The following is a 23859-nucleotide window of genomic DNA, read 5'->3' as shown; positions in this document are numbered from 1 at the left end:
TTCGGCTGCGCACACGACCGATCCGCGCCGTCACAACGCCGCGTCCAGGCGCTGCACCCCACGCGCCCCAGCGCATCGACGGCGCCCTAACTGCTCGCGGAGTGCATCCCGTCTGCTTCAGTCTGCGGAACAGTACACAGGTTGCAACCCGTGTACTGTTCCGCGAACTGAGGCGTTTCTGTAGTTTGAACGCTGTCAGAGGGCACCAACGCTACGGGCACCTCACAGCACCCCGCGGAGTATCACCGCTTCGGGCGCAGCTCCAGACCGGTGGTCTCCGGGTCCTCGGGCAGGCCGATGACGATGTCATCGCCGTCCTGCACATCTCCGGAAAGCAGTGCGCGGGCCAATTTGTCCCCGATCTCGCGCTGGACCAGCCTGCGCAGCGGCCTGGCACCGAAGGCGGGATCGTAGCCCTCGAGAGCGAGCCAGTCCTCGGCGGAATCGGTGACCTCCAGCGTGATGCGCCGTTCGGTCAGGCGAGACGCCAGCCGTTGGATCTGCAGGTCGACGATCGAGGACAGCTCCTCGGTGCTCAGTGCGTCGAAGAGCACGATGTCATCGAGGCGGTTGAGGAACTCGGGCTTGAACGTCGAATGCACGATTCCCAGCACCGCGTCCTTCTGCTCCTGGGTGCTCAGTGACTTGTCGACGAGGAACTGTGACCCCAGGTTCGAGGTCAGGATGAGGATCGTGTTCCGGAAGTCGACCGTGCGCCCCTGACCATCGGTGAGTCGACCATCGTCGAGGACCTGGAGCAGGATGTCGAAGACACTCGGGTGTGCCTTCTCCACCTCGTCGAGGAGGACGACGGAGTACGGGCGACGGCGCACAGCCTCGGTGAGCTGGCCACCCTCGTCGTAGCCGACATAGCCTGGAGGGGCACCGACGAGTCGCGAGACTGTGTGCTTCTCGCCGTACTCGCTCATATCGATGCGGATCAGGGCCTTCTCATCGTCGAAGAGGAAGTCCGCGAGGGACTTCGCGAGCTCCGTTTTGCCCACGCCGGTGGGGCCCAGGAACAGGAACGACCCTGTTGGACGGTCCGGGTCGGCGATGCCGGCACGCGAGCGACGGATCGCATCGGAGACCGCGCCCACAGCACTCTTCTGGCCGATCAGACGTTTGCCCAGCACATCCTCGGCGCCCAGCAGCTTCTCGATCTCACCCTGCATCAGGCGTCCCGCCGGGATGCCCGTCCAGGAGGAGACGACCTCGGCGATGTCGTTGCTCGAGACCCGGTCGCTGACCATCGGATCGGTCTCGGTCTCCGCATTGGCCTCCTCGGCCTCGGCGAGGTCGATTTCCTTCTGCACGGCAGGGATCTCGCCGTAGAGAAGACGTGAGGCGGTCTCCAGGTCGGTGTCGCGCTGAGCCTTGTCCGCCTGCGAACGCAGCTCGTCGAGCTTCGTCTTGAGCTCACCGACCCGGTTGAGGCCGGCACGCTGGGATTCCCAGGTGGCCTCGAGCCTGTGCAGCTCCTCTTCCCGGTCGGCCAGATCGGCACGTAGGGCGTTAAGGCGCTCGATCGACGCCGTGTCCGTTTCCTTCGACAAGGCCATGTCCTCCATCTTCAACCGGTCCACGGCGCGACGGAGCTCATCGATCTCGACTGGTGCCGAGTCGATCTCCATGCGCAGGCGGGACGCGGCTTCGTCGACGAGGTCGATGGCCTTGTCCGGCAGCTGGCGGCCTGTGATGTAGCGATTGGACATCGCGGCGGCTGCGATCAGGGCGCCGTCGTTGATCGAGACCTTGTGGTGGGCCTCGTAGCGTTCCTTGAGTCCGCGCAGGATCGCGACCGTGTCCTCGACACTGGGTTCGCCCACGTAGACCTGCTGGAATCTGCGTTCCAGGGCCGGGTCCTTCTCGATGTTCTCGCGGTACTCATCGAGGGTGGTGGCACCGACGAGGCGGAGTTCACCGCGGGCGAGCATCGGCTTGAGCATATTGCCCGCATCCATGGCGGAGTCTCCGGTGGCGCCGGCACCGACGACTGTGTGGAGCTCATCGATGAACGTGATGATCTGGCCATCGGCGTTCTTGACCTCCTCGAGGACGGCCTTGAACCGCTCTTCGAATTCGCCGCGGTACTTCGCACCGGCGACCATGGCTGACAGGTCCAGGCTGATCACGGTCTTGTTGCGCAGTGACTCAGGCACGTCGCCGGCCACGATCCGCTGGGCCAGTCCTTCGACAACGGACGTTTTGCCGACGCCGGGTTCGCCGATGAGGACCGGGTTGTTCTTCGTCCGGCGCGACAGGACCTGGATGACCCGTCGGATCTCCTTGTCGCGTCCGATGACCGGGTCGAGTTTGGCCTCCCGGGCCGTGGCGGTGAGGTCGACGCCGAACTTCTCCAGAGACTGCATCGTGTCCTCGGGGTTCTCCGAGGTGACCTTCTTGCCGCCGCGCAGTTCGGGCAGTGTCGCCAGCAGGGCATCACGATCGGCACCGCTGTGACGCAGCGCCTCACCTGCGCCGTCCTTGCCTGCGGCAGCCGCGAGCAGCAGGTGCTCGGTCGAGACGAACTGATCGCCGAGGCTCGTCATCTCCTCCTGCGCGAGGTTCATCATCTCGAGGCCGGAGCGGGAGAGTCCCGGCTGGGCGACGGTCTGCCCGCTGACTGTGGGAAGGTCGTCGATAGTCTTGCGGACCGCGGTCAGGACGGTCCGCGGATCGGCACCGACCTTCGTCACCAGGTTCGAGGCCAGCGAGTCCGGCTGATCCAGCAGTGCTGCGACCAAGTGGGCAGGTTCGACCTGATTGTTCCGCCTGGCCACGACGTCGTTGATCGCTGACTGCAGTGTCTCGCGTGATTTGGTTGTCATCTGTGCGTCCATGCGCATCTCCTTCACAAGTGTTCCGTGAACAGTAATTGCTCTCGAAGAGTTCAACACCAACAAAGTTGAGTCTATTCCACTCAACTTTAGAATATTCAGAGAATCGACGTCACCTCAGCACGCGTCTCACGGCACGCACATCGCGATGCTGCCCCGTAGCGCCCGCGTCACCGCAGCAAAACGGACTGGAGATCGAACCGACGCAGCACCCTGTCGGCGATCTCCGGATCGGTACCGCGTTCGCGTCGGGCCTTGAGCACTTCCGTGCGGGCGGACTGCAGTGCCTTGGTCTGCACCTTCGCCATGACCTCCCGGTGCTCCCGCAGCGTCGTCGCCTGTTCAGAACTCGCCTGATCATCTGAGGTTCCCAGCAGCTGGGCATACAGGACCTTGAACCTGGCTCGCAATGGTTCGGCAACCTCATCGGGCAGGGAGTCGTCGTTCTTGATCTGGTGGAGGGCCGCCTTGTACGCCCGCGCCGCGATGTCCTTCGTGGCTTGGCGTTCCTTCTCCGCCTCATCGTCGATGCCGAGGACGTTGACGATAGTGGGGAAGGTGAGCCCCGCCAGCACCAAGGTGACCAGCAGGATCAAGGCTGCCGCGACGAGGATGTAGGAACGGCCGGGGAACGGTTCGCCGGCCGCGGTGGTCGCCGGAATCGACAGGGCCAGTGCGATCGTGGCCAATCCGCGCATCCCACCCCAGGTCATCAACGTGGCATCCCTGATGTTCAACGGCGCCGCATCCGGATCGTCTTCTCTGCTCTTGTTCTCCAGGACGGTCCCGATGAGCAGCCAGCCGAATCGCACTGCGATGACGATGACCGCGATGCCCAGACCGACGAGAACGGCCCGGCCTAGGTCGGCATGTTCGGATTCGACGACCATGCGCAGGTCGAGGCCGATGAGGCCGAAGGCGATGCCGGTGATGAGCATCTCGAGGACCTGCCACGTCGATGCCTGGGTGACGCGCTCGGCGGAGTTGCCTTCGACATCGCGCCGGCGCACCTCGAGCGCAGCCACGACGACGGCGATGACGCCGCTGGCGTGGAGGTGTTCGGCGATGAGGTAGACCCCGAAGGGCAGCATCAGCATCAGCGAGGACCGGGCGATCGTGTGGTCGATCTTCTCCATCACCCACCACACGACGAACACGACGACGAGGCCGACGGTGATGGCGACGACAGCGGAAAGCAGGAAGGACAGAGCCAGATGTCCGAAGTTCACCTCGGTGCCGGACATGGCCGCGGCCATCGCGGTCTGGAAGATCACCAGGGAGGCAGCATCGTTGAACAGTCCCTCGCTCTGCAGCGTGGACATGATTCGCCGAGGTATCGACACGGTTCCAGCGACCGCATCGACGGCGACAGGGTCGGGTGGGGCGAGCATGGCTCCCAGTGCCACCGCGGCGGCGATGGTGATTCCGGGGATCAGGAGGACAGCGGTCCCGGCCACGGCTGCCACCGTGACCCCGACGAGCGCGACGGCCATGCCCAGGATCGTGCGCCAGCGGATGGCGAAGAGAGCCCAGGAGGTCTTCTGTGCGGCCGCGAACAGGAGGGGCGGCAGGAACAGGGGCAAGATGAGTTCGGGTTCGATGGTGATGTCGGCGAATGTGGGGATGAAGGCGCCGGCGATGCCGATGACGACCATAAGTGCAGGCCAGGGGAGGCGCAGCTTCTGTCCCAGGCCAACGACCACGCTGGTCGCGGCGCCGAATCCGATGATCATCAGCAGGGTCGTCATGGCCGTCTCCTCGGTCTGGGTGGCATGTGCCGCGCACCGCAGCATTGGCATCGATGTCAGAGAACATCGTCTGCTCGAGGGGCACCTTGCAAGGACTTCGAAAGAAATCCCTCTCAGATTTCCGCGCCGGACCAACGATATTTTGGCAGAATGCTGTTATGTCTGACTCAATTGTATTCTCACACTGCGACGACGCGGTCGCGACGATTGTGATCAACGAACCGGAGACTCGGAACGCGCTGTCGCGTTCGGTGATGAATGAGCTCATCGACACCCTCGCCGAGGTGGGGCGGCGCACCGATATCCGTGCGGTCATCCTGGCCACCGCAGGACACGTCTTCAGCTCCGGCCATGATCTCAAGGAGATCAGCGGGGCGAAGCTGGAAGTGCAGCAGGAGACCTTCGCCGTCTGTTCACAGCTGATGCAGCTCATTCAGTCGATCCCGCAGCCGGTCATTGCCCAGGTCCAAGGCGTGGCGACGGCGGCAGGGTGCCAGCTTGTCGCCAGCTGCGACCTGGCGGTGGCGGCGCAGTCGGCTCGGTTCGCGACACCGGGTGTGAAGATCGGTCTGTTCTGCTCCACGCCCATGGTGGCTCTGACTCGTGCGGTGCCGGCGAAGACGGCGATGCGGATGCTGCTGACCGGAGACTTCCTCAACGCCGCCGATGCCCTGACCCACGGTCTGGTCTCCGATGTGGTCGCCGATGACGAGTTGGAGGCAGCGACCGTAGAACTGGCACGGAAAGTCGCGTCCGCCTCGTCGGCTACAGTGGCAGTAGGCAAAGCAGCGTTCTATGAACAGCGTGATCTGCCTGTGGCTGACGCCTATGCGCACATGTCAGAGGTGATGGCGCGCAACGCCGTCGCAGCCGATGCGCAGGAGGGGATCGACGCTTTTCTCAGCAGAAGAGAGCCTCAGTGGCAGCATCGGAACTGACAGTGTGATTTCCTATGACTGTGGACTTCTTCGGAACCACCGGATGAGACGGGTCAGACGATGATGGAGGATCAGACGTGGCGGTAATCGTGACCGGAGCCAGCGGCTTCATCGGTGGCGCCATCGCCCGTGCCCTGGCGACCAGGGATGAGACGGTCTATGCGCTGGGGCGACGCGACCCGGAGATCTCGGGTGTGAACTTCCAGGCCTGGGACCTCACCGAACCTGCGTCCGAGGCGGTGAAATCACTGGCGGCGAAGACCACAGCGGTCTTCCACTGCGCGGGCATCGCCGAAGTCAGTGCCGACGACGATGAGCTGTACAAGGTCAAGGTCACCGGGACCAGGAACGTGCTCGACGCATTCGCGAAGGCGCGCATCGTGCACATCTCCTCGACGACCGTCTACTCCACGAACACGCCTCATACGGATCTGTGGGAAGAAGCCGGCCCCAAGGACCCCAACGACTTCCACGACGCCTATTCCAAGACGCATGCCCTGGCAGAGCAGCTCGTGACACGGATCCGTCCCGACGCTGCCATCCTTCGCCCCGCCGCGGTCTATGGCCACGGCGAGACGATGCTCATGCCGTATCTGAGCCGAGTGGCGAAGAAGGGAGTCCTGCGACTTCCCGGCGGCGGCAGGCAGAAGATCACCCTGACCCACATCGACAACCTGGTGCGCGCGGCGATCGCCTGCGTCGACGTGCCGTCGGCCTCGGGCCCGTTCAACATCGGCGACCCGACCCCGTACAAGCTCAAGGACGCCGTCTCCACTCACTTCGCGCGCATGGAGTACGAGCCCGTCGTCATCGAGGCGATCGCGAAGGACAAAGCGCTGTTCACCGCGAAGCTGGGACTGAAGATCAAGACGTTCTTCAAACGGGGCAACCGCGCGGAGCTCTTCCTCGTCGAGTACCTCCAGCACGATCGCACGTACAACCTGACTCGTCAGCAGCGAGTGCTCGGAATCTCTACGACACAGTTCCTCCTGCCCTCACGATTCCAATAGCCGCACAGCTACGCAGAGTTCACCGCTTGAGTCCGTGCTGGCCGGCGACGATCCGTGACATCAATCCGCGTGGGAGTGCGCGTTTGAGCAGGAACGGCAGTGGTGACCGGCTGCCCACAGCATAGAACTCGCGAGGCCTGGCCGCTTCGATGACCGTGACGATGGTCGTGGCGACGGCCTCGGGTGAGATTCCCTGCCGTTCGTTCTCGTCGAGGTGTTTCAGCATCGCGGTCACATCGTCGGTGTAGACGGAATCGGGGGAGAGGTACTTCGTCCGTCGGTTGCCGATCCCGGTGGCGATGGATCCGGGTTCGACGACGCTGAGCCACACTCCGAATGACGAGAGTTCCTGGCGCGCGGCCGTGGTGAATCCGCGCAAGGCCGCCTTGGATGCGACGTAGGAGCTGCGATGTGCCAGGGGGAAGCTGGCGAGCATGGAACCGACCATGATGATCCGACCGCGACGCCGCGTGCGCATGCCAGGCAGGACGAGTTGGCTCAGGCAGACCGGTCCGAAGACATTGATTTGAAAGAGCCGATTGATGGCCTCGGACGGCAGCTCCTCGAAGGGGCCGGATTGGCTCTCACCGGCGTTGTTGACGAGGACGTCGACGTTCGCGACTTCAGCGCCCAATCCTTCGACGCTGTCGGGATCGGCCAAGTCGAGCCGAAGATAGCGCACACCGGGAGTCCGCTCGGACTGCGGGATCCGCTCCGGGTCGCGACTCGTGGTCAGAACCATGCACCCTCTGTCTGCCAACATCTTCACCAGTGCAGCGCCGATCCCTGAAGTGCCGCCGGTGACGAGCACCGTGAGGTTCGTGTTCGCCATTTTCAGCGCTCCGTTCGTTCCACGTCAGTTGCCTCGTACTCGCCGGCTTCCGAACGTCCCGCCACAGCTCGTCCGGCTCGCATCCCGGAGAAGATGCACCCGCCCAGGAAGGTTCCCTCCAGCGCGTTGTAGCCGTGCATTCCTCCGCCGCCGAAGCCCGTGACCTCACCGGCGGCGTAGAGTCCGGGAATCGGTGTGCCGTTTGCCCCGATCACCTGAGCGTCGAGGTTCGTCTCCAAGCCGCCCAGAGTCTTGCGTGAAAGCAGACTCAGTCGCACCGCGATGAGTGGTCCGTGACCAGGGTCGAGGATCTTGTGCGGTTTCTGAACCCGCACGATCTTGTCGCCGAGGTAGTTCCTGGCACTGTGGATGGCCTGGACCTGCGCATCCTTGGAGAATTTATGATCCATCTGCCGATCGCGTTCGACGATCTGGTGGACTAGGTGGTCATGATTGATGACGGGCCCCCTGGCCCGCTCATTCATCCCGGCGACCAGTTCTTCGGTGGTGTCGGCGACGACGAAGTCGGGACCGAACCTCTTGAACGCTTCGACCGGGCCGGGAGCATCGGAGGATCGGGCGCGGTCGAGGGTCACACGCCAGTCCTTCTTCGTGATGTCGGGATTCTGCTCCGAGCCTGAGAGCGCGAACTCCTTGCGGATGATCGACTCGTTGAGCACGAACCACGAATAGTCATGCCCGGTCGAGAGAATGGTCTTCATGGTCCGGTTCGTGTCGAATCCGGGATAGTTCGGGGCCGGGAACCGATTGCCTTCAGCATCGAACCACAGTGATGAGGGTCCCGGGATGATGCGGATGCCGTGGTTCGGCCACACGGGATTCCAGTTCTCGATGCCCTCTGTATACGCCCAGATCCGATCCCGATTGATCAGGCTCGCACCCGCATCCTCAGCGATGGAGAGCATCCGACCGTCGACATGAGCGGGCACTCCGGCGAGCATCGTCTGCGGGAATTCGCCGAGGCGTTCGACCGGCCAGTACTGGCGCATGAGTTCGAAATTGTGTCCGATGCCGCCGCTGGTGACGATGACTGCGGGGGCGCGGAGTTCGAAGTCTCCTACCTCGTCACGGTTCGATGCGACCCCCCTGCCGGTGTGGCTGGGGGCGAGCGTCCGCCCGCGAACCCCGACGACCGAGGGGCTAGCACCAATGCCGCTGTCCTCGACGAGGAGCTCGTCGACACGATGCCGGAATCCCATCGTCACGAGACCCGCGGATTCCGCCCGCTCCACTGGCTCGCGGAAGATCCGGACCACCTCGGGGCCGGTGCCCCAGGTGAGGTGGAACCTCGGCACGGAATTCCCGTGTTCGGAAGCGCCCGACCCGCCGCGTTCTGCCCAGCCGACGACGGGTGTCAGGCGCAGCCCTAGGTCATGGAGGTAGCGGCGCTTCCCCCCGGCGGCGAACTGCAGATAGGCCTCGGCCCACTGCCGGGGCCAGCGATCCTCATCCCGGTCGAATCCCGCCGAGGTGGCCCAATCTTGGCGCGCCAATTCGAGCGAATCGCGGACACCGAGCCGGCGCTGCTCGGGTGAGTCGACGAGGAAGAGCCCGCCGAGAGACCAGAACGCCTGACCACCCAGGTTCGCCCGATTCTCCTGGTCGAGGATGAGTACCCTTTTGCCGGCGAGGCTGAGCTCATGGGCGGCGACGAGTCCGGCCAGACCTGCCCCGACGACGATGGCGTCATAGGCTTCGACCGGGTCAGGGCCATGACCCGTGTCAGAGTTGAGCGCCTCGTCGCGGGCAGTGGTCGGAGAGGTGGTTCCCAAGGCGACTCCTTCGTCGATGTGTGGGTGGGGCCCGGTGCTGCGAATCCTGGGGGTCGTGCGACCCGTGCCTACTCAGACTACTGCCCCCGGGACTGCTGCCTCCAAAGTCTGCAGGAGAGTTTCAGCCGTTGAGCGTCGAATCCAGCCAGGCAGCAGCAGCGGCGAAGGAATCGTCCGTCGTCGTGGGGTCCAACGGCACCGTGGTCATGGAGGCACTGGGGTAGCTGCCGAGGAAGCTCAGACTCCGCGTCACTCGGTGGACTCCCTGCAGCGCATCGGCCATTCTGGACTCGTGCACATGGCCCAGCAGATCGATCGAGAACTGGTAGAGCCCGAGCCCGTCACCGGTGGGCCGAGATTCGATGCGCGACATGTTCACACCCCGACTGGAGAACTGCTCGAGCATCTCCAACAGGGCACCGGCGCGATCTGATCGCAGTGAGGCCACGATGGTGGTCTTATCGGATCCTGTCGGCGCGGGAACAGCACCGGGACGAGTGACGACGACGAAGCGGGTCTCAGCGTCCTGACGTTCTCCGATGTCATTGGCAAGGACCTCGAGGCCATAGCGTTCGGCGGCCAGAGCTGGGCACACTGCCGCCACATGGTCGGCGGCGTCATTGGCCAGATCTCGTGCAGCCGCGGCCGTTGACGAGGTCGGGAGGTAGACGGCATCGGGGAAGTTCGCAGCCATGAAGGAGCGGACCTGCGCCTCGCCGTGCGGGTGGGACCCGAATGAGGTCACTGTGCTGGGGTCGGTTCCCGGCTTCACCGCCAGGACGAAGCGCACGGGCACCACCACCTCGGCGATGATCTGCAGCTTGCCATGATCGGTCAGGGCATCGATCGTGGCGGGCACCCCGCCTTCGATGGAGTTCTCGATCGGCACGACCGCGGCCAGGCAGTCGCCGTCGAGGACGGACTCCAGGGCGGCGACGGCATTGCGCATGGGCTGGGTCGACGCGCTCGAGCGCAGGTCCTGGGCGTCGAGGTACTGCAGCAGTGCGGCCTCGGTGAATGTGGCTTCGGGACCCAGATAGGCGTAGCGATCGGCGCTCACTTCGATGCTCCCTTCGAGCTGTGCGAACTAGGGCCACTCAGCGTCGTTCCACGCAGTTTCTTGGCCTGCAGGCGGCGAGTGACGATGGCACGTGCGACGTCGCGGTACTGGGCGGCACGGTGCATCTGCGCCTTGAGATCCTTGCCGGTGACGCGGTGGTGGAGGTCGCATTCGACCTCTTCGACACGCAGTCCGGCGTTGACGACGTCGATCGTCATGGCTGCTTCGACTCCCCATCCGGCGGCGAAGGGCAGTGCCGCGTCGAAGGCCTCACGGCTCAGGCAGCGCATTCCCGACAGAGGCTGGGTCGCTTCGAACCCGCTGAGTTCGGCGATGCCCTTCTTCGCGAGTCCGACGACGAAGCCGAATCCGCCGCCCTTGCGTTTCTGCGCGGGCAGGATTGCGATCGTCATATCGGCGTCACCGGCAAGGACAGGTGCGGCGAGCGGGGCCGTGCTGATTGCCGAATCTTCGAGGTCGCCGTCGATGAAGAGGAGGGCGCGGTGGTCCGGATGCTGGTCGGGATCCGAATCGGAGATCTCACGATTGCGGATCGCAAACGCGCCGGTCATCATGGCCGCGGCCTTGCCCTTGTTCTTACGGTGGGTGACCACCTCGGCGCCGGCCCGGCGAGCCAGAACTCCGGTGTCATCGGAAGACCCGTCATCGACGACCATGATGATGTCGACACCGGGAATCTGCTTGGTGCTTCTCACGGTCGCTGCGATGCGGTCGGCCTCGTTCATCGCGGGGATGATGGCGGCGATCGCTCGTGGGGCCGTCTCCGAGGACGGGGTGTTCGACTCTTCGGGCATGGAAACTCTTCTCCTGTCCGCCGTCGCCGCCGGCGAGCTCGCGCAGGGGCTCACCGGCGGACGTGACGACAGAACTCAGTGGATGGTCAGCTGACGAGCGACGATGCCTGAACGCGCACGGCGTGCCTCAGTGGTCAGAGACTCACCTGAGTTCAGGGTCGCATCGAGGCGCTTGCCGAACTCGGCGATGGGCTCTTCGATGTCGTCGACCTGTGTGCCGAATTCGAGTTCCCAGACGGGCACGATGATTCCGTGGGCCCGGAAGTATCCCAGGAAGGTTCCTGGGCCGGCGAGGTCGTTGAGGCCCTCGACCTGCAGGCTCGCGAGAGCGTCGACGATCGAATCCTCGCCCTCGGCACGAGCCCAGCGGACGTAGGTGCGGCCTGACATCTCGGTCCAGTATGCGGACTTCACCGAGGCGATCCTCTCCGTCGGTGAGATGGAGTCGTTGGCCTGTTCGAGAGCTGCGGCGACATCGGAATCCGTTTCGGCCTCTGGCAGCTTCCAGTATTCGAAGGTTTCGAGTACGCGGATGTCGAACGGGTGGTCGGTGTCGAGGATGTCTTGGAGACGCGGACCCTGACCTGGCTCGGTGGTCGCTTCGATCGTGGTCCCAGGCGTCGCCTCGGCGGCGGCGAGGATGCCGTGGGCGACGTCGCGGGAGGCATCGGTGGAGGACACCGGCACCTGCATGCCGGCCAAGAGCGCACCGTCTTCACGGTGCCAGGCTTGCCACGCGGCGGGCAGCAGCGAGGTGATGGTGATCTCCTGACCACCGAACTCCTCTTTCAGCTTCGCCGAGGCGGTCGCCGCCGGCACCAGCTCCCGCAGGCAGATGAGGTCCGCCTCGAACGGCAGGCCCTCGAACGGACGTGCAACGAAGGCCGTGGCCTGTGCACGTGCCAAACGCTTGGCAATGAGATCTTCCTTGGAACGCTTCGACTTCTTACCCATGGGAGACAAGTCTAGTCGGTCTGGCGACTCAGGACGCATCCCGTTTGCCGAGGTGAATCAGCGTTGCCCCGCGACCGGGATGAAGTAGCGGGTGGTGTTCGACTCATCCATCGTCACCTGCAGTTTGTCTCCTGGGTGCGGAAACGCTGACTTCTCGGGGTTCTCCGGTGTGAGTCCCAAGTTCTCCAGGCGGATGATCCCGTGCCGACCAACCTCATCGGCGGCGAGGACATAGGAATGATTGAGCTCACGGATGGTGACCTCGATCGACGGGACGTCGGCTGCGGCATCGAGATTCTGTATAGTCCGCGGTGGTGAGGAGTTCCCCATCCCCAAATAGGCTCCGACGTCGTCGGCGATATAGCCGGCAACCACATCGGCCTGGGCCAGGAGGCCGGAGAGGACGACGGAGAGCCGCTCCTGCTGGGCATCGGACTTCAACGCCTGACCGGGTTTGAACAGATGTTCCTCGGCGAGCACGCACCACGCATCCTGCATGACGGTGCGCAGCTGCAGTTCCACGAGCACAGACGGCTCGGCATCGAAGGGGACCTCGACGATGAGATGGCGCCCGCGGTAACCGGACGGTTTGGGCTGGGCGGAGTATTCGCGCACCTCGGCGACGGAGAGATTCGATTCGTCATTGCTGTCAGTGAGGAGATCCCAGAGCGCGCTCTGCTCGCGCTCGGTGCGGCACACGGCGCGGGCACCGACGACATCGATGACCTGGTTCTCGACCTCGACGGCTTCGTGGATCTCGTCATTGGCATCGGCAAGCTTCCGGCGCAGCTTCTCTCCGGCCCGCAGCCGATCTTTGATCCGACCGTTTCCGACGGTGACTCTGTCTCCCGACAACAGCGCGGAGCCCGAGCACGCGGCCTCGACCCAATCATTGACCGTCTCCAGGGCGGCCCTCCACGTCGACTCACGCCTCTCGTAGGCTTCGTCGACCAGTTCGCGGACTGTTGCTGACATCCTCGTCACCTTCCTAGCTCCTGATTCAACTTCACCAGAAGACGAGGTGGATGTCCATGCTTTCCTTGCGAAGCTTTCTTCGCGAATGCGCAGCGCTGTTCTCCGGAACCCTGCTCAGTGGTCAGCTCTCGGCGGGGAGGTACCCGTATTCGTAGCCGCGAGCCAGCGCATCCCGGCGATTGCGGACGCCGAGGCGCGCGTAGAGATTCGACAGCTTGTTCTTCACCGTTCCTTCGACGAGGCTCAGCTCAGTCGCGATAGCGGACACAGATGACTGGGTGTCCAGCAGGGCCAGAAGCTGCCTCTGCGATGGGTTGAGCAGGGCATGACCAGCGCGGATGTGCAGTGTCTCCCCGAGTTTCAGCAGTCGTTGGCGAAGCTCCTCGCCGGGAGTGGACCCTTCGTCGGCGTTGGGCCCCTCGTCGGGATTCGACCCCTGACTGGGCCAGCCGATGGACCCATCGCCGAAGCCGGCGCTGTCGGAATGGGGCTGGCCAGCGGGGGCGAGTGCGTCAGCGGAGTCGGGCACCTCGGTGGCGCGGCGACCCGGCGCGAAGACTGGTGCGAGCAGGTCCCACTCGGCAGCCTGAGAGCTGCGCTGGAGCAGCTGATCGCGCAACGACTTCGGAATCAGTGCCACCGGGATGAGGCTGGCGGTGATCCTGCAGTACTCGAGCGCGTCGACGAACGCAGAATCCGACTCGACAAGTTCTCCCTTGCCCAACAGACTGGCGGCCTGGACCACCTGGGCAGAAGCCTTCGCATGCAGGTCGACCGGCTTCTGAGACAGGACCCGGTTCGCCAGGTGCGCCGCGGTGCTGTGTTCCCCGATGGTCAGATGGAGCTGGGCTCTGGCCAAGATGATGTAGGGCGCTTCGGACTCGGCGTCGAGGAGGACGTTCTGGGCGAGGTGAGTCTGGCCCTGCGCGAGATGGATGCAGACGAGGATGTGCTGCAGCGTGTGGCGGAGGATTCCGTCGGGCGGCAGGGATGAGCGGTTGGTGTCGATGACCTGCTGCAGACGTTTGCCCTCGATGCTCACCTCACTGCCCAGAATGCCCAGCAGCGATCTGTACTGAATGACGCCGATCCACGAGTGATGACCCAGCGAGGGGTCGGCCAGCCGCTCGGAGTATCGACGTGCCGCGTCGAGGTCCAGAGAGTCCATGGCGCGGATCATGCGCGCCAGAGTGTAGGCGGCGAGCGCGTGAGGGCTGCTGAACCGAGTTCGGTCCTTGAGTTCGTCGAATTGGTGCAGGTGAACGTCACTCGATGGCCCATTGCCGAGCATCGCGTGCGCCAGGGCACTGTAGGCGTGCGCCGGAAGCAGCAGATAAGGCGAGGATGCGGTTGCGAGCTCTGTGATGATGATCGACCGACGCAGCTGTTGGACACTGTCGGTGAGGTCGCCGACGAACATGGCGGTGATCCCATATTCGAGGTGGAATCGTGCTTCGCAGAGCCGACTGGGAGCCGACTGGAAACGTCGATCATCGCTGATGAGTTCCTGGGCGAATCGGGCCAGCTGAAGGCCCTGGACGGACCGACCGAGCAGCCTCTGGCGCCGCATCGACGCGATGGCCATGGTCATGATGTCATCGACGGTGAAGTCGCCGTCCTTGATTCTCTCCATCTGCGAGTCAAGGGCCGGGACAGCAGCATGCTCGAAGTTGACCTCGTTGAGGACGGTCAGAGCATCGCTGACTCCCAGGTGCCGTCTGACTTCCTCGACCTGCAGACAGTCGCCCATGGCTTCGGCCAACACTGCCGAGTTCTGCGCCTGGGCCTCAGGGACCTTCGAGAATGCCTCGATCGTCGCGTCGAAATGGTCGACCATGAGCGCATGACCCCGGTTCGCCCAGAGATCGGACAACGCGTTCCAGTCCCCGGCATCCGCGACCCGTCGGAGTGCCTCGGCGAAGCCCTCGGAGTGATAGGCGGCCGGAGCATTCAGCCATTCGGCTGCGCTCACCCCCAGCGAGCGCCGCGACCGTGATTCGCTGTGTCGATCTCTGTCATCGTAGAGCCGCCTCAAGATCGTCCTCATAACCGCCGGGATCGTGTGCTGGCCGGTGCGGTCCAGAGTGGGGAGCAGCAGACCCTCTTCGGCCAGATGCGCAGAGAGGTCCGCGATGTCGAACGGATCAGAACCTTCTGGCGCAGCCGGGACGGGGAACGACCCCAGGCATGGCATGGCACCGGCGGCGATAGCGAGGGTGTCTGCGTTGATGTCGCGCATGAAGGAGAGCAGATGGGCCAGCCGCAGCTCGGGACTGTCCGGTGCCTGATGTCTGATCTGAGCCAGCACGTCGGCGGCGAGGAGATCCGAATAATGGTCGGCATCGACGCTCGAGAGGCCAAGCCCCATTGCATCGGCGCCCTGCAGAACGGCTTGGCCCGCGAGGAGGTGGCCAGACGTCTGCAGAAACAGGGCCTTCCATACGTGCTCAGGCAGATCGGGTGCGAATTCGGTCAGGCGGGTCGCGAATGAATGAGCGGTCGTTTCGCGTTCGCCGGGAAAGATTCCATCAGTGGGCAAGGGGGGTGTCGGGGGAGGGGGAACGCCCTGGTCGGCGGAGTTATACATGGTTGGGGACCTCTGGCAGTGGGGATTCAGGGATTATCTACCACTAAGTAATGTATCCGATCTCTATGCTCGAATTCTGGTTACTCAATGTAACGTCGCTGTGATTTTCACTAAGTCTGTGTTCAGCGATGTCTTTGCTCGCTAATGGGAAATGAGCGGCGACACGTTGTTCTTAGGATCACTGGTGAAGTGGTGTTTCGTCAATGCTGCTCTGCGGCGGAGAGAGGGGATCGCGGAGACAGCTGTGGGGTCGAGGCTCGACTGGGGAGGGCGCCCGGTCTGTCTGGGGCCGCTAACGCGGTGCTGAAGCCGCGGCTCACACCTCGTAGTCGACGATGACGGGAGCGTGATCGGACGCACCCTTGCCCTTGCGCTCCTCACGGTCGATCTCTGCGCCCGTGGCCTGCGCTGCCAGGGACGGTGAGGCGAGTTCGAAGTCGATGCGCATGCCCTTCTTCTTGGGGAATGCCAGCCGCTGGTAGTCCCAGAAGGTGTAGACCCCAGGGCCGGGAGTGAACTGCCTGGTGACCTCCGTGAGTCCTGCGTCCAGGAGAGTGTTGAAAGCCTGACGTTCAGGTTCCGAGACGTGGGTGGCTCCCTCGAATTCCTCCATGTCCCAGACATCTTCATCCAGAGGTGCGACATTGAAGTCCCCGCAGAGGACGAGTTTCTTATCGGGATCATCGCCGAGCTGCGCAGCGATATCGGCAGTCAGTGCCCGATACCATTCGAGCTTATAGGCGTAGTGCGGATGGTCGACTTCGCGACCATTGGGCACATAGAGCGAATACACTCTGACTCCGCCGCAGGTGGCCGACAGGGCACGGGCCTCGACCACGGGCTCTTCACCGAACGAAGGGATGCCGGCGAACCCGATCTCGGGATCCTCAATGCCCACTCGAGAGGCGATCGCCACACCATTCCACTGATTGAGGCCGTGGAAGCTGACCTCATAGCCCCGGGATGTGAACAGGTCCTCGGGGAACTGCTCATCCTTGCACTTGAGTTCCTGGATGGCCAGGACGTCGACGTCTGAGCGATCCAGCCAAGCACCGATTCTGTCATGTCGGGCGCGGATCGAGTTCACATTCCAGCTCGCGATTCTCACGCTCCCACCCTAAGCTGTCCCGGCCGCAGGCCCAAGCTCAGAGCACAAACCAAACTCAGCAGGCCGGAGCCGGCAGATGACGCACTCACCGGCCCCATCACCTCGGCGCCGGTGAGGTACCGATAATCTGGGGTCATGCCTGAAGCACTCAATGAACACCTCGGTCACGATGGTGCCGCCTGCCCCGACTCCTACTATGTGCGCACGGCGCCGGAGACCTTCGTCTCGACGCTGCACAGTCAGGGCGCGTGGCAGCCGGGTGAGCAGCACCTGGCCCCGGCCGCCGGGCTGGTGTTGGCAGAGATCGAACGCCGGCTGCCCTCGGACAAGATGGTTTCGCGAGTCAGCTTCGACATCCTCGGCGTCATCCATTCGGGAGAATTCACCATCGACGTCAATGTCATCCGACCTGGCCGGACCATCGAACTCATCGAAGCGAGCATGCGTCACGGGGAGCGCACGAGCGTCCACGCCCGGGTCTGGCGCCTGCTCCCCAGTGACACGACGAGTGTCCTCGGCGACGAATGGCCAACGCTGCCGGAGCCCGAAGATGCTCCCGAGACCCCATTCACCGGACGGTGGGGCGGAGGATTCATCGCCTCCCTTGACGGCGGCCAATTCCCGGATGCCCGTCCCGGTTTCGCCCGGACCTGGCTCCGAACTCCGTATCCCCTCGTCGATGGTGAGGACGACCCCGCAACCGCTGCGTTCGTGAAACTCATCGACACCGCCAATGGTCTGGCCGTGAGAGAGGATCCGAAGACGACGTTCTTCCCCAACGTCGACCTGACCATCCACCTCACCCGGGTCCCCGAGTCCGGCTGGGTCGGCTTCGACACGAAGGTTGCGTTCGGGCCCACCGGGAGTGGCGCGACCACGAGTGTGCTCAGCGACATGAACGGGCCGATCGGAACCGCGGCGCAGTCGCTGACTGTGCGTGTGGGCCAAGGCGCGAAGTGACGCGACCGCGCGCACTGATCACCGGTGCCAGCTCCGGGCTGGGGCGCGGTTACGCACTCAGTCTCGCCGCCGAGAAGTATGACCTCGTTCTCGTCGCCCGGGATGAGCCCCGCCTGCGAGAGCTGGCAACGAGCATCGAAACCGAGAACGGCACCGTCGCCGAGGTGGTGGTGGCCGATCTGTCCACTCGAACCGGCATCGACGCCGTCCGCACCGTGATCGAGGCCTCGCCCGTCGATCTCCTCATCAACAACGCCGGGTATGGCCTCAAGCAGGGTCTCCTCGAATCGGAGATGTCGGAACTGCACGACCAGGACATGGTGCTCACCGGGGCGGTGCGCGAACTCTCCCTGGCAGCGGTCAAGGAGATGCGTGCCAGGGGCAGGGGCGGTCTGATCAACGTTTCATCGATGGCGGCCCTGACCACGATGGGACAGTACGCAGCGTCGAAGATGTCGACCCTGGTCTTCACCGAAGCCCTCGCCGGCGAACTGCGCGGCACCCAGGTCACGGTCACTGCCGTGCTGCCCGGGTTCATCAGAACCGAATTCCATGAACGCCTCGGCGTCGAACGGCCGGGCCCCGGCTGGATCTGGCTGAGCGTGCAGCAGGTCGTCACCGCATCCCTGCGCGATGCGCGACGAGGCAAGGTGGTCTCCATCCCCGGCGTGAGCTACGGATTGGCGGCACGAATCGCCCGCTTCGTTCCCCGCCCTCTGGTGCGCTGGGGATCGGCCGGATTCTCTCTCAGCAGGCGAGACGATTGCTGAGCTTGCAACAGTGGATTTGCGACGCGCCGCATGAAGTTGAGTCTTGAATTATTTTGAGCTGGCCCTCTGACCTGGGATTATATCGGGTCTGAGGGGTCGCTGAACTTCCCCATCCCGATTCAGACAGGGCAGAACAATCTTTACAAGTAGGATCGAAGTGTGATCCAATAATGGTGTTCGCCCGGTGGGGATCGGGTGAACATAACGGACGTATGGGGATGCGTCCGGGTACTCGAGGGGAGTGCTGCGAGGACCCCGGGATGTCGCGATTACGCGCCCCGGGGTCTTTGTCATTCACATCTGAGACCCTGCCGTCTGAGCGTCGTCACAGCTGAACACTGCGCTGCTTTCTCTGACGTGACCTGGCGATGCCGATCTCCACTCCCACGGCGGAAAGCGGAACTCCGAGAGCCTGACTGCAGTTGTGGGTCACGCGATCGGAGATGTCGGCGACGACCGCATCGATATCTGCTCGCTCATCGACGTCGACATGGAGGAGCAGCTCGGGGCTGCGGGCTGTTCCTCGCAGAATGGCCTGGGCATCCACGACCTCGGGAGTGAGCTCGAGATCGTCGACCACAGCCGCAGCGATGACATTGGCATTGACCGTGGTCACTCCGGTCCGAGCATCTTCCTGCATGCGCAGCGGCTTTGCAGAATCCTTCCGCGGCACCTGCGCAGCAAGCCACCGGATGCCGATGACCACGAGGAGCACTGCCACCACCAGAGCGATGACAGCCGAGAACGGCAATGCGAGGACGGCGGCGACCGGCTGCAGCTGACCATCGGGGGTCAGCCCGGGTGCAAGGGCGGGGGCCAGGCCGAGGCTGATCGAGAGTACGGCGACTCCGACGATGAGGCAGAGCAGACCGACGATGATGAGGCCGGTCCTGTTGGCGCCTGCTGCCATGCGTCTCATGCTTGCCTCCTCTGTGCGCGCACCTTGACTGTCGGCGTGCGGTCGAATGCAATCTGGCTGAAGCGCTGCGAGACAGCGGCGTCGACCTCAGCACGGATCTGGTCATTTTCACGCACCGGGGTGGAGAAGGTGATGTTCGTCGACGAAGCGTTTGATGCAGCGCGCACGCTCGAGACCCCGTCGACGGAGTCCGCGGCGGCGGCCGCCAGGTTCGACAGTGCCGAGGTCGGCAGAACGACTTCGAGGCGTCCGATGTGCTCGGTCGCCTCGGCCCGGTAGCCGATGATGCGCTTGGCGCCGGGAGAGATACCAGCGATCGTGAAGATCAGGCCCAGGATCAGCAGGGCGGCTCCCACCGCGATGACCGCTGCGGCACCCCACTGTGTGGCGCCGAGGTCGGTGAACCCGGAGAACCCGGACGTAAGCGCCGAGTCACCAGAGCCGCCGACTGCGATTGCGGCGATCGCTGCCCATCCGAGGCCCACTGCAAGGGCCAGGATGATGAGGGAGACGATGACGGCAGGCATGATGCGTGCAGGGCGTGACCGAAACAAGCGTGGACTCATTGCAGATTCCTCACTGAGCTTCCGGACCCCGAGGTGTGGGGTTTGAGCCATTTGACCGTGACATCGACCTGACGGACGTTGACCCCGGTGAGTGCTTCGACATCGGTGCTCAGACGACGACGGACCGATTCGGTCGCCTCTGTGATGGGGGACGGGTACGCCAGGCCCAACTCAACCTCGAGGGTGCAGCTGCGACCCGACAGGGTCACATCCACGCTGGGGCGGCTGTCGAGGTCAGCGTTCGAACCGAACCTGAACAGGCTCGACTTCGCGCCGCCGACCCCGGGCAGGCCCTTGAGGATCTGGGAGGCCGTCTTCTCGATGACCCGGTCAGCGATCGTGAGGCCACCACGTGATGAAGCCACGATGCTACCTCCGGGTCGTCGATCGCGAACTGAGCGCGCTGAGATCGAGGCGCCCGTCGAGGACGAGGCCGATGACCAGGCCAAGTCCGCCGCAGATGGCAACGATGAGGAATGCGAGGAATCCTCCGAAGTACGCAACGATGCCCAGCGTCAGACCGACAAGCAGGCCGACGAGTGTTTTCGACATGACAATCCTTCGTTTCAGTTGAGTTCGACGGTGTCGCCGGAACTCTGCTGGTCATCGTCATCGCCCGGGAGGTGGACGTCGGTGACCTCGATGTTGACCTCGACGACCTGCAGGCCGGTGCCCTGCTCGACGGCGCGGATGACGTTGCGGCGGATCGCCTCGGCGACCTCGACGATTGAGGTGCCGTACTCGACGACGATGGTGAGGTCGATCGCGGTCTGCTTCTCACCCTTCTCAACAGAGACGCCGCCGGAGACGTTGGTCTGCGAGCCGGGGATGCGGTCGGTAAGGGTGTCGAAAGCGCGGCGGGCCGCGGTTCCCATGCTGTAGACGCCGGGAACCTCACGTGCAGCGATGCCGGAGAGCTTGGCGACGACGTTCTCGGCGATCGTGGTGTTGCCCATGTCGGTGATGAGAGGGCTGCGCACCGAATCCTCGGCCGTGGACTGCTGGGAAACGGTGGACTGCTTGGCTTCAGGCATTTCTATTTCCTTATCGTTTCGATTGCGCTTTCATCAGTACAGACGCGGACTGGCTGCGATCCTCACGCACGTGTGCAGAAAAATTCCTGTGCCGACTCCGAAGGGACATTCCGGGGCGCGGTGTTCGTCCTTATTACGGTTGCAGTCGCATACGATGTGGATATGACAAGGCACGATGATCGGTTCGATATCGTCACCCTCGTCGTGCGTGCGAGAGAGGGCGATATCGATGCCTTCGAAGCGTTGGTTGATCGATATGAGACGAAGCTCCTGCGATTCTGCCTGCGTACGCTCGGTGACCGACATGATGCGGAAGACGTTGTGCAGGACACGCTGGTCCAGGCGTGGAAGTCGCTGAATGCTCTGTCCGAGCCAGCCGCGTTCGGAACATGGATCTACCGACTGGCATCGAACAAGTGCACCGACCTGTTGCGCAGGAGGATGGCCAGGCCCTCGGATGTGCAAGACCCCGACGATATGAGCATCCACGCGGACGGGCGGGTATCGGTGGAGAAGTCCGTCGAGGCGCGTACCGCTCTGCAGCATTTCTCAGCCGTTCTCCAGACGCTCTCATCGGAACAGCGAGTAACCTGGGTGCTCCACCAGATGGAAGGCCTCAGCTACGCCGAGGTGGCCAAAACTCTGGGCATCAGCGAAGGCAGTGTGCGTGGCCGTATCCACAGGGCTCGCACTGCCATCATGGAGGGGATGGAAGGATGGACATGAACGAACATGTCAGCTCCGGCACTGAACCCGATCCGACGAGCTCCGAGTCCCACCAAGAGACAGACGCCCAGCTTCGCGGTGTCATCGACGAATACATGAGCACGTTCCAACCCGAACCTGAAGACACCGCGGGTGTTCGTGAGCGCATCCTCCAGCTGGTCAGAGACGACCTGTACCGGGGCCCCTCCACCCATCTGCAGACCGAGCATGGGCATCCGTTCGCGATCTCCACCGCCTCGGTGCGGTCGATTGTGCGCAACGCCGTCGACTCGGTGGACGGGATCCGGGCCCGCAGCGTTGATGTCGAGCCCGCCGGTGTTCCCGAAGGCAGCGCGGCGACGGTGTCGTTGACAGTGGCCATGCGCGCCGGCATCTCCTTCGCCTCCACCGCCGATGTGATTCGCCGATCCGTATCCGCCGCGATCCTGGCCGAATTGGGGATCCCCGCGGCACGGATCGATATCAATGCTGAGGATGTGTACGTTGACTGAACGTGACGAGGAGATTGTGGAGTCCCTGCGGCTCGCGGACTCTGTGACCTCGATCGACGGTGTCAGGGCGCTGGCTCCGGGACTTCATGCCCTGGTCGCCACCGCCACAGCCAAGGTGCTGCGCCGCACCGGCGGTGAACCTGTGGGTGTCGATGTGACTCGGGGCGGTGACGGGGTGAAGGTGAGGATCGATGCCCACCTTGACCACACCCGCTCGGTCGCCGAGGTTGTCGATGAGATCTTCTCGGTTGTCGAGGCCGACATCGCACGCGGGGCTGTGGAGGCCGGCGGACGGCTCGACATCGATCTGCGCGTCGTCAGCAGGGGCTGAGCGCAGCGTCGCCTTGTCGCCTGTCAGGCGGCTGGGTGGTGTGCTTCGGTGTGGTTCGTGAATAGCAGAGTGCCGGAGCCCGCTGACGGGTTCCGGCACTCTGTTCGGGCTCAAACGGTGTTGAGTCCCGCACGTTTCAGCGTGTGATCAAGCGTGATCAGTCGACCTTCTTCTTGCCCATCTTGTTGGTGATGAAGCCCCAGATGACGAGCACGATCAGCGAACCGCCGATTGCGCACAGCCAGGTGGAGAGCGAGAAGAACTTGTCCATTTCGGCGCCGAAGATCGCACCGCCGATCCAACCTCCCAGCATGGCGCCGATGACGCCGATGATGAGTGTGGCGATCAGTCCGCCGCCTTGCTTGCCCGGCAGAATCGCCTTTGCGATAGCGCCGGCGATGAGTCCGAGGATTAGATAAGCGAAGAAACCCATGAGGCTCACATCCCTTCCATAGAGTTGCTGATCGGGTCTGTAAAGTCGACCTGTCATTAATCTTAGAGCCGATTCTCTTGAAACTGACAGTATCGCCCGATTCTTTATGACATCGGTACAGACGGTGGAAGTGATGAAACCTCACGGACATGTGCGATTCGAGTGCAGTGATCCCTGTCACCGCCACCTCGGCGAGGGAGCGGGTCGTGCTTGGTGACTTCGACCCGCCCCGCGCGGGAAGACGGCCCTGGTCTGCACAGCGGAGTGGGCCGTTTAGACTTGGGGGCATGACCGACAGTGCAGACACCCGCCGACAGTTGCTCGACCTCATCGACGAACTCGCCGTGGTTCGTGGCAAGGTGACCCTCTCCTCAGGCAGGGAAGCTGACTATTATCTGGATCTGCGCAGGGTCACCCTCGACCATCGATCCGCTCCCTTGATCGGTGAGGTGGTGCTCGACCTCCTGGCGGCCGAGGGCCTCCTGGAGAAGGTCGATGCCGTCGGCGGTCTCACGATGGGTGCTGACCCGGTCGGCACCGCAGTCATGCACCGCTCCGTCGTTCGCGGCACTCCGGTGGACTCCTTCGTCGTCCGCAAAGAGGCGAAGAAGCACGGGATGTCCCGTCGCGTTGAGGGCCCGGATGTCAAAGGCAAGCGGGTCGTGGCGGTCGAGGACACCTCGACCACGGGCGGTTCTGTGCTCACCGCGGTCGAAGCTCTCAAGGAGGCCGGCGCCGAGGTGGTAGCTGTGGCCGTGGTCATTGACCGCGACACCGGCGCCAAGGAACGGGTCGAAGCAACAGGAATTCCGTATCTCACGGCGATGACGACAAGCGATCTTGGGCTGGACTGATTCGTTCGTCCAAGCTTCTCGGACGGATCTCTGCCCGTCGATCACCAGCTGGGACTCGACTGGCAATTCTGTCGAAATCACGGTCCTGGTTTGAAACATCGTGGTCGAATCAACA

General features: G+C 63.6%; 24 protein-coding genes. 8 read left to right on the top strand and 16 right to left on the bottom strand.

The features are described 5' to 3' along the window. Positions 1-242: 242 nt before the first annotated feature. Together clpB and INT29_RS10105 are read right to left on the bottom strand one after the other, a co-directional pair. Complete coding sequence (gene clpB / locus INT29_RS10110; protein ID WP_193071542.1) at positions 243-2843, bottom strand: ATP-dependent chaperone ClpB; 2601 nt, start codon at positions 2841-2843, stop codon at positions 243-245. Positions 2844-3010: 167 nt separating this feature from the next. Beyond that, positions 3011-4588, bottom strand: a complete 1578-nt coding sequence (locus INT29_RS10105) for a Na+/H+ antiporter (protein ID WP_193071541.1) — start codon at positions 4586-4588, stop codon at positions 3011-3013. A 158-nt stretch (positions 4589-4746) separates the two neighbouring features. Here INT29_RS10105 and INT29_RS10100 point away from each other — a divergent pair, with 158 nt between their 5' ends. Further along, entirely contained in the window at positions 4747-5526 is a 780-nt protein-coding gene (locus INT29_RS10100; protein WP_193071540.1) for an enoyl-CoA hydratase, read from the top strand. A 77-nt stretch (positions 5527-5603) separates the two neighbouring features. Continuing rightward, on the top strand, positions 5604-6536 hold the full coding sequence (locus INT29_RS10095) for an NAD-dependent epimerase/dehydratase family protein (protein WP_193071539.1): 933 nt from the start codon (positions 5604-5606) through the stop codon (positions 6534-6536). A 19-nt stretch (positions 6537-6555) separates the two neighbouring features. Here the strand turns inward: INT29_RS10095 and INT29_RS10090 are convergent, their stop codons facing one another. The 8 genes from INT29_RS10090 to INT29_RS10055 form a co-directional block, all read right to left on the bottom strand. Further along, entirely contained in the window at positions 6556-7368 is an 813-nt protein-coding gene (locus INT29_RS10090) for an SDR family oxidoreductase (RefSeq protein ID WP_193071538.1), read from the bottom strand. Positions 7369-7370: 2 nt separating this feature from the next. Beyond that, positions 7371-9071: an FAD-binding dehydrogenase gene (locus tag INT29_RS10085; RefSeq protein ID WP_193071609.1), complete on the bottom strand. Its 1701-nt coding sequence runs from the start codon at positions 9069-9071 to the stop codon at positions 7371-7373. Positions 9072-9282: 211 nt separating this feature from the next. Further along, positions 9283-10221, bottom strand: a complete 939-nt coding sequence (gene pheA / locus INT29_RS10080; RefSeq protein WP_101571474.1) for a prephenate dehydratase — start codon at positions 10219-10221, stop codon at positions 9283-9285. After that, positions 10218-11036 carry a glycosyltransferase family 2 protein gene (locus INT29_RS10075; RefSeq protein WP_193071537.1) on the bottom strand — a complete coding sequence of 273 codons (819 nt, stop codon included), beginning with the start codon at positions 11034-11036 and terminating at the stop codon, positions 10218-10220. The genes pheA and INT29_RS10075 overlap by 4 nt, the downstream gene beginning before the upstream one ends. A gap of 75 nt (positions 11037-11111) precedes the next feature. Further along, positions 11112-11990, bottom strand: coding sequence for a DUF5926 family protein (locus tag INT29_RS10070; protein WP_193071536.1), 879 nt, complete (start codon positions 11988-11990; stop codon positions 11112-11114). Positions 11991-12047: 57 nt separating this feature from the next. Beyond that, on the bottom strand, positions 12048-12965 hold the full coding sequence (locus tag INT29_RS10065) for a GTP pyrophosphokinase family protein (RefSeq protein WP_193071535.1): 918 nt from the start codon (positions 12963-12965) through the stop codon (positions 12048-12050). Between the two features lie 121 nt (positions 12966-13086). Beyond that, complete coding sequence (locus INT29_RS10060) at positions 13087-15552, bottom strand: helix-turn-helix transcriptional regulator (RefSeq protein ID WP_193071534.1); 2466 nt, start codon at positions 15550-15552, stop codon at positions 13087-13089. Between the two features lie 316 nt (positions 15553-15868). Next, entirely contained in the window at positions 15869-16660 is a 792-nt protein-coding gene (locus INT29_RS10055; protein WP_193071533.1) for an exodeoxyribonuclease III, read from the bottom strand. 135 nt (positions 16661-16795) lie between these two features. Between INT29_RS10055 and INT29_RS10050 the strand changes: the two genes are divergently transcribed. Further along, entirely contained in the window at positions 16796-17620 is an 825-nt protein-coding gene (locus tag INT29_RS10050) for a thioesterase family protein (protein WP_193071532.1), read from the top strand. Then, on the top strand, positions 17617-18390 hold the full coding sequence (locus tag INT29_RS10045) for an SDR family NAD(P)-dependent oxidoreductase (protein ID WP_193071531.1): 774 nt from the start codon (positions 17617-17619) through the stop codon (positions 18388-18390). The genes INT29_RS10050 and INT29_RS10045 overlap by 4 nt, the downstream gene beginning before the upstream one ends. Before the next feature lie 325 nt (positions 18391-18715). On the opposite strand, the gene INT29_RS10040 is transcribed toward INT29_RS10045, so the two are convergent. The 5 genes from INT29_RS10040 to INT29_RS10020 are packed head-to-tail and all read right to left on the bottom strand — an operon-like array spanning position 18716 to position 20909. After that, positions 18716-19309 carry an alkaline shock response membrane anchor protein AmaP gene (locus INT29_RS10040; RefSeq protein ID WP_226830934.1) on the bottom strand — a complete coding sequence of 198 codons (594 nt, stop codon included), beginning with the start codon at positions 19307-19309 and terminating at the stop codon, positions 18716-18718. Beyond that, entirely contained in the window at positions 19306-19875 is a 570-nt protein-coding gene (locus INT29_RS10035; RefSeq protein WP_193071530.1) for a DUF6286 domain-containing protein, read from the bottom strand. The genes INT29_RS10040 and INT29_RS10035 overlap by 4 nt, the downstream gene beginning before the upstream one ends. After that, a complete protein-coding gene (locus INT29_RS10030) occupies positions 19872-20240 on the bottom strand; it encodes an Asp23/Gls24 family envelope stress response protein (RefSeq protein ID WP_193071529.1) in 369 nt (122 codons plus the stop codon). Before INT29_RS10030 ends, INT29_RS10035 begins: the two co-directional genes overlap by 4 nt. 4 nt (positions 20241-20244) lie before the next feature. Then, entirely contained in the window at positions 20245-20427 is a 183-nt protein-coding gene (locus INT29_RS10025; RefSeq protein ID WP_101571453.1) for a hypothetical protein, read from the bottom strand. A gap of 14 nt (positions 20428-20441) precedes the next feature. Beyond that, positions 20442-20909 (bottom strand): Asp23/Gls24 family envelope stress response protein, encoded by a 468-nt coding sequence (locus INT29_RS10020; protein ID WP_193071528.1) that lies wholly within the window; start codon positions 20907-20909, stop codon positions 20442-20444. A 162-nt stretch (positions 20910-21071) separates the two neighbouring features. Between INT29_RS10020 and INT29_RS10015 the strand changes: the two genes are divergently transcribed. The 3 genes from INT29_RS10015 to INT29_RS10005 are packed head-to-tail and all read left to right on the top strand — an operon-like array spanning position 21072 to position 22457. Then, on the top strand, positions 21072-21635 hold the full coding sequence (locus tag INT29_RS10015) for an RNA polymerase sigma factor (RefSeq protein ID WP_101571450.1): 564 nt from the start codon (positions 21072-21074) through the stop codon (positions 21633-21635). Continuing rightward, on the top strand, positions 21632-22126 hold the full coding sequence (locus INT29_RS10010) for a hypothetical protein (protein ID WP_193071527.1): 495 nt from the start codon (positions 21632-21634) through the stop codon (positions 22124-22126). The genes INT29_RS10015 and INT29_RS10010 overlap by 4 nt, the downstream gene beginning before the upstream one ends. Further along, a complete protein-coding gene (locus tag INT29_RS10005; protein WP_193071526.1) occupies positions 22119-22457 on the top strand; it encodes a hypothetical protein in 339 nt (112 codons plus the stop codon). The genes INT29_RS10010 and INT29_RS10005 overlap by 8 nt, the downstream gene beginning before the upstream one ends. Before the next feature lie 157 nt (positions 22458-22614). Here the strand turns inward: INT29_RS10005 and INT29_RS10000 are convergent, their stop codons facing one another. After that, positions 22615-22890, bottom strand: coding sequence for a GlsB/YeaQ/YmgE family stress response membrane protein (locus INT29_RS10000; RefSeq protein ID WP_193071608.1), 276 nt, complete (start codon positions 22888-22890; stop codon positions 22615-22617). 287 nt (positions 22891-23177) lie between these two features. Between INT29_RS10000 and pyrE the strand changes: the two genes are divergently transcribed. Then, complete coding sequence (gene pyrE, locus INT29_RS09995) at positions 23178-23744, top strand: orotate phosphoribosyltransferase (protein ID WP_096157689.1); 567 nt, start codon at positions 23178-23180, stop codon at positions 23742-23744. Positions 23745-23859: the final 115 nt, after the last annotated feature.

The organism is Brevibacterium sp. FME37, assembly GCF_014897485.1.
In the GTDB taxonomy this organism is placed as follows: Bacteria; Actinomycetota; Actinomycetes; order Actinomycetales; family Brevibacteriaceae; genus Brevibacterium.
The sequence above is the reverse complement of the archived record's forward strand: the minus strand, read 5'-3'. Positions and strand labels throughout refer to the sequence as shown.

Bases quoted from the DNA above. Each gene is read 5' to 3' on its own strand.
- pyrE (WP_096157689.1), top strand. From the start codon at position 23,178: ATGACCGACAGTGCAGACACCCGCCGACAGTTGCTCGACCTCATCGAC.
- INT29_RS10050 (WP_193071532.1), top strand. From the start codon at position 16,796: ATGCCTGAAGCACTCAATGAACACCTCGGTCACGATGGTGCCGCCTGC.
- INT29_RS10010 (WP_193071527.1), top strand. From the start codon at position 21,632: ATGAACGAACATGTCAGCTCCGGCACTGAACCCGATCCGACGAGCTCC.
- INT29_RS10075 (WP_193071537.1), bottom strand. From the start codon at position 11,036: ATGCCCGAAGAGTCGAACACCCCGTCCTCGGAGACGGCCCCACGAGCG.
- INT29_RS10100 (WP_193071540.1), top strand. From the start codon at position 4,747: ATGTCTGACTCAATTGTATTCTCACACTGCGACGACGCGGTCGCGACG.
- INT29_RS10065 (WP_193071535.1), bottom strand. From the start codon at position 12,965: ATGTCAGCAACAGTCCGCGAACTGGTCGACGAAGCCTACGAGAGGCGT.
- INT29_RS10000 (WP_193071608.1), bottom strand. From the start codon at position 22,890: ATGGGTTTCTTCGCTTATCTAATCCTCGGACTCATCGCCGGCGCTATC.
- INT29_RS10060 (WP_193071534.1), bottom strand. From the start codon at position 15,552: ATGTATAACTCCGCCGACCAGGGCGTTCCCCCTCCCCCGACACCCCCC.
- INT29_RS10070 (WP_193071536.1), bottom strand. From the start codon at position 11,990: ATGGGTAAGAAGTCGAAGCGTTCCAAGGAAGATCTCATTGCCAAGCGT.
- INT29_RS10040 (WP_226830934.1), bottom strand. From the start codon at position 19,309: ATGAGACGCATGGCAGCAGGCGCCAACAGGACCGGCCTCATCATCGTC.
- clpB (WP_193071542.1), bottom strand. From the start codon at position 2,843: ATGGACGCACAGATGACAACCAAATCACGCGAGACACTGCAGTCAGCG.
- INT29_RS10105 (WP_193071541.1), bottom strand. From the start codon at position 4,588: ATGACGACCCTGCTGATGATCATCGGATTCGGCGCCGCGACCAGCGTG.
- INT29_RS10035 (WP_193071530.1), bottom strand. From the start codon at position 19,875: ATGAGTCCACGCTTGTTTCGGTCACGCCCTGCACGCATCATGCCTGCC.
- INT29_RS10020 (WP_193071528.1), bottom strand. From the start codon at position 20,909: ATGCCTGAAGCCAAGCAGTCCACCGTTTCCCAGCAGTCCACGGCCGAG.
- INT29_RS10025 (WP_101571453.1), bottom strand. From the start codon at position 20,427: ATGTCGAAAACACTCGTCGGCCTGCTTGTCGGTCTGACGCTGGGCATC.
- INT29_RS10090 (WP_193071538.1), bottom strand. From the start codon at position 7,368: ATGGCGAACACGAACCTCACGGTGCTCGTCACCGGCGGCACTTCAGGG.
- INT29_RS10015 (WP_101571450.1), top strand. From the start codon at position 21,072: ATGACAAGGCACGATGATCGGTTCGATATCGTCACCCTCGTCGTGCGT.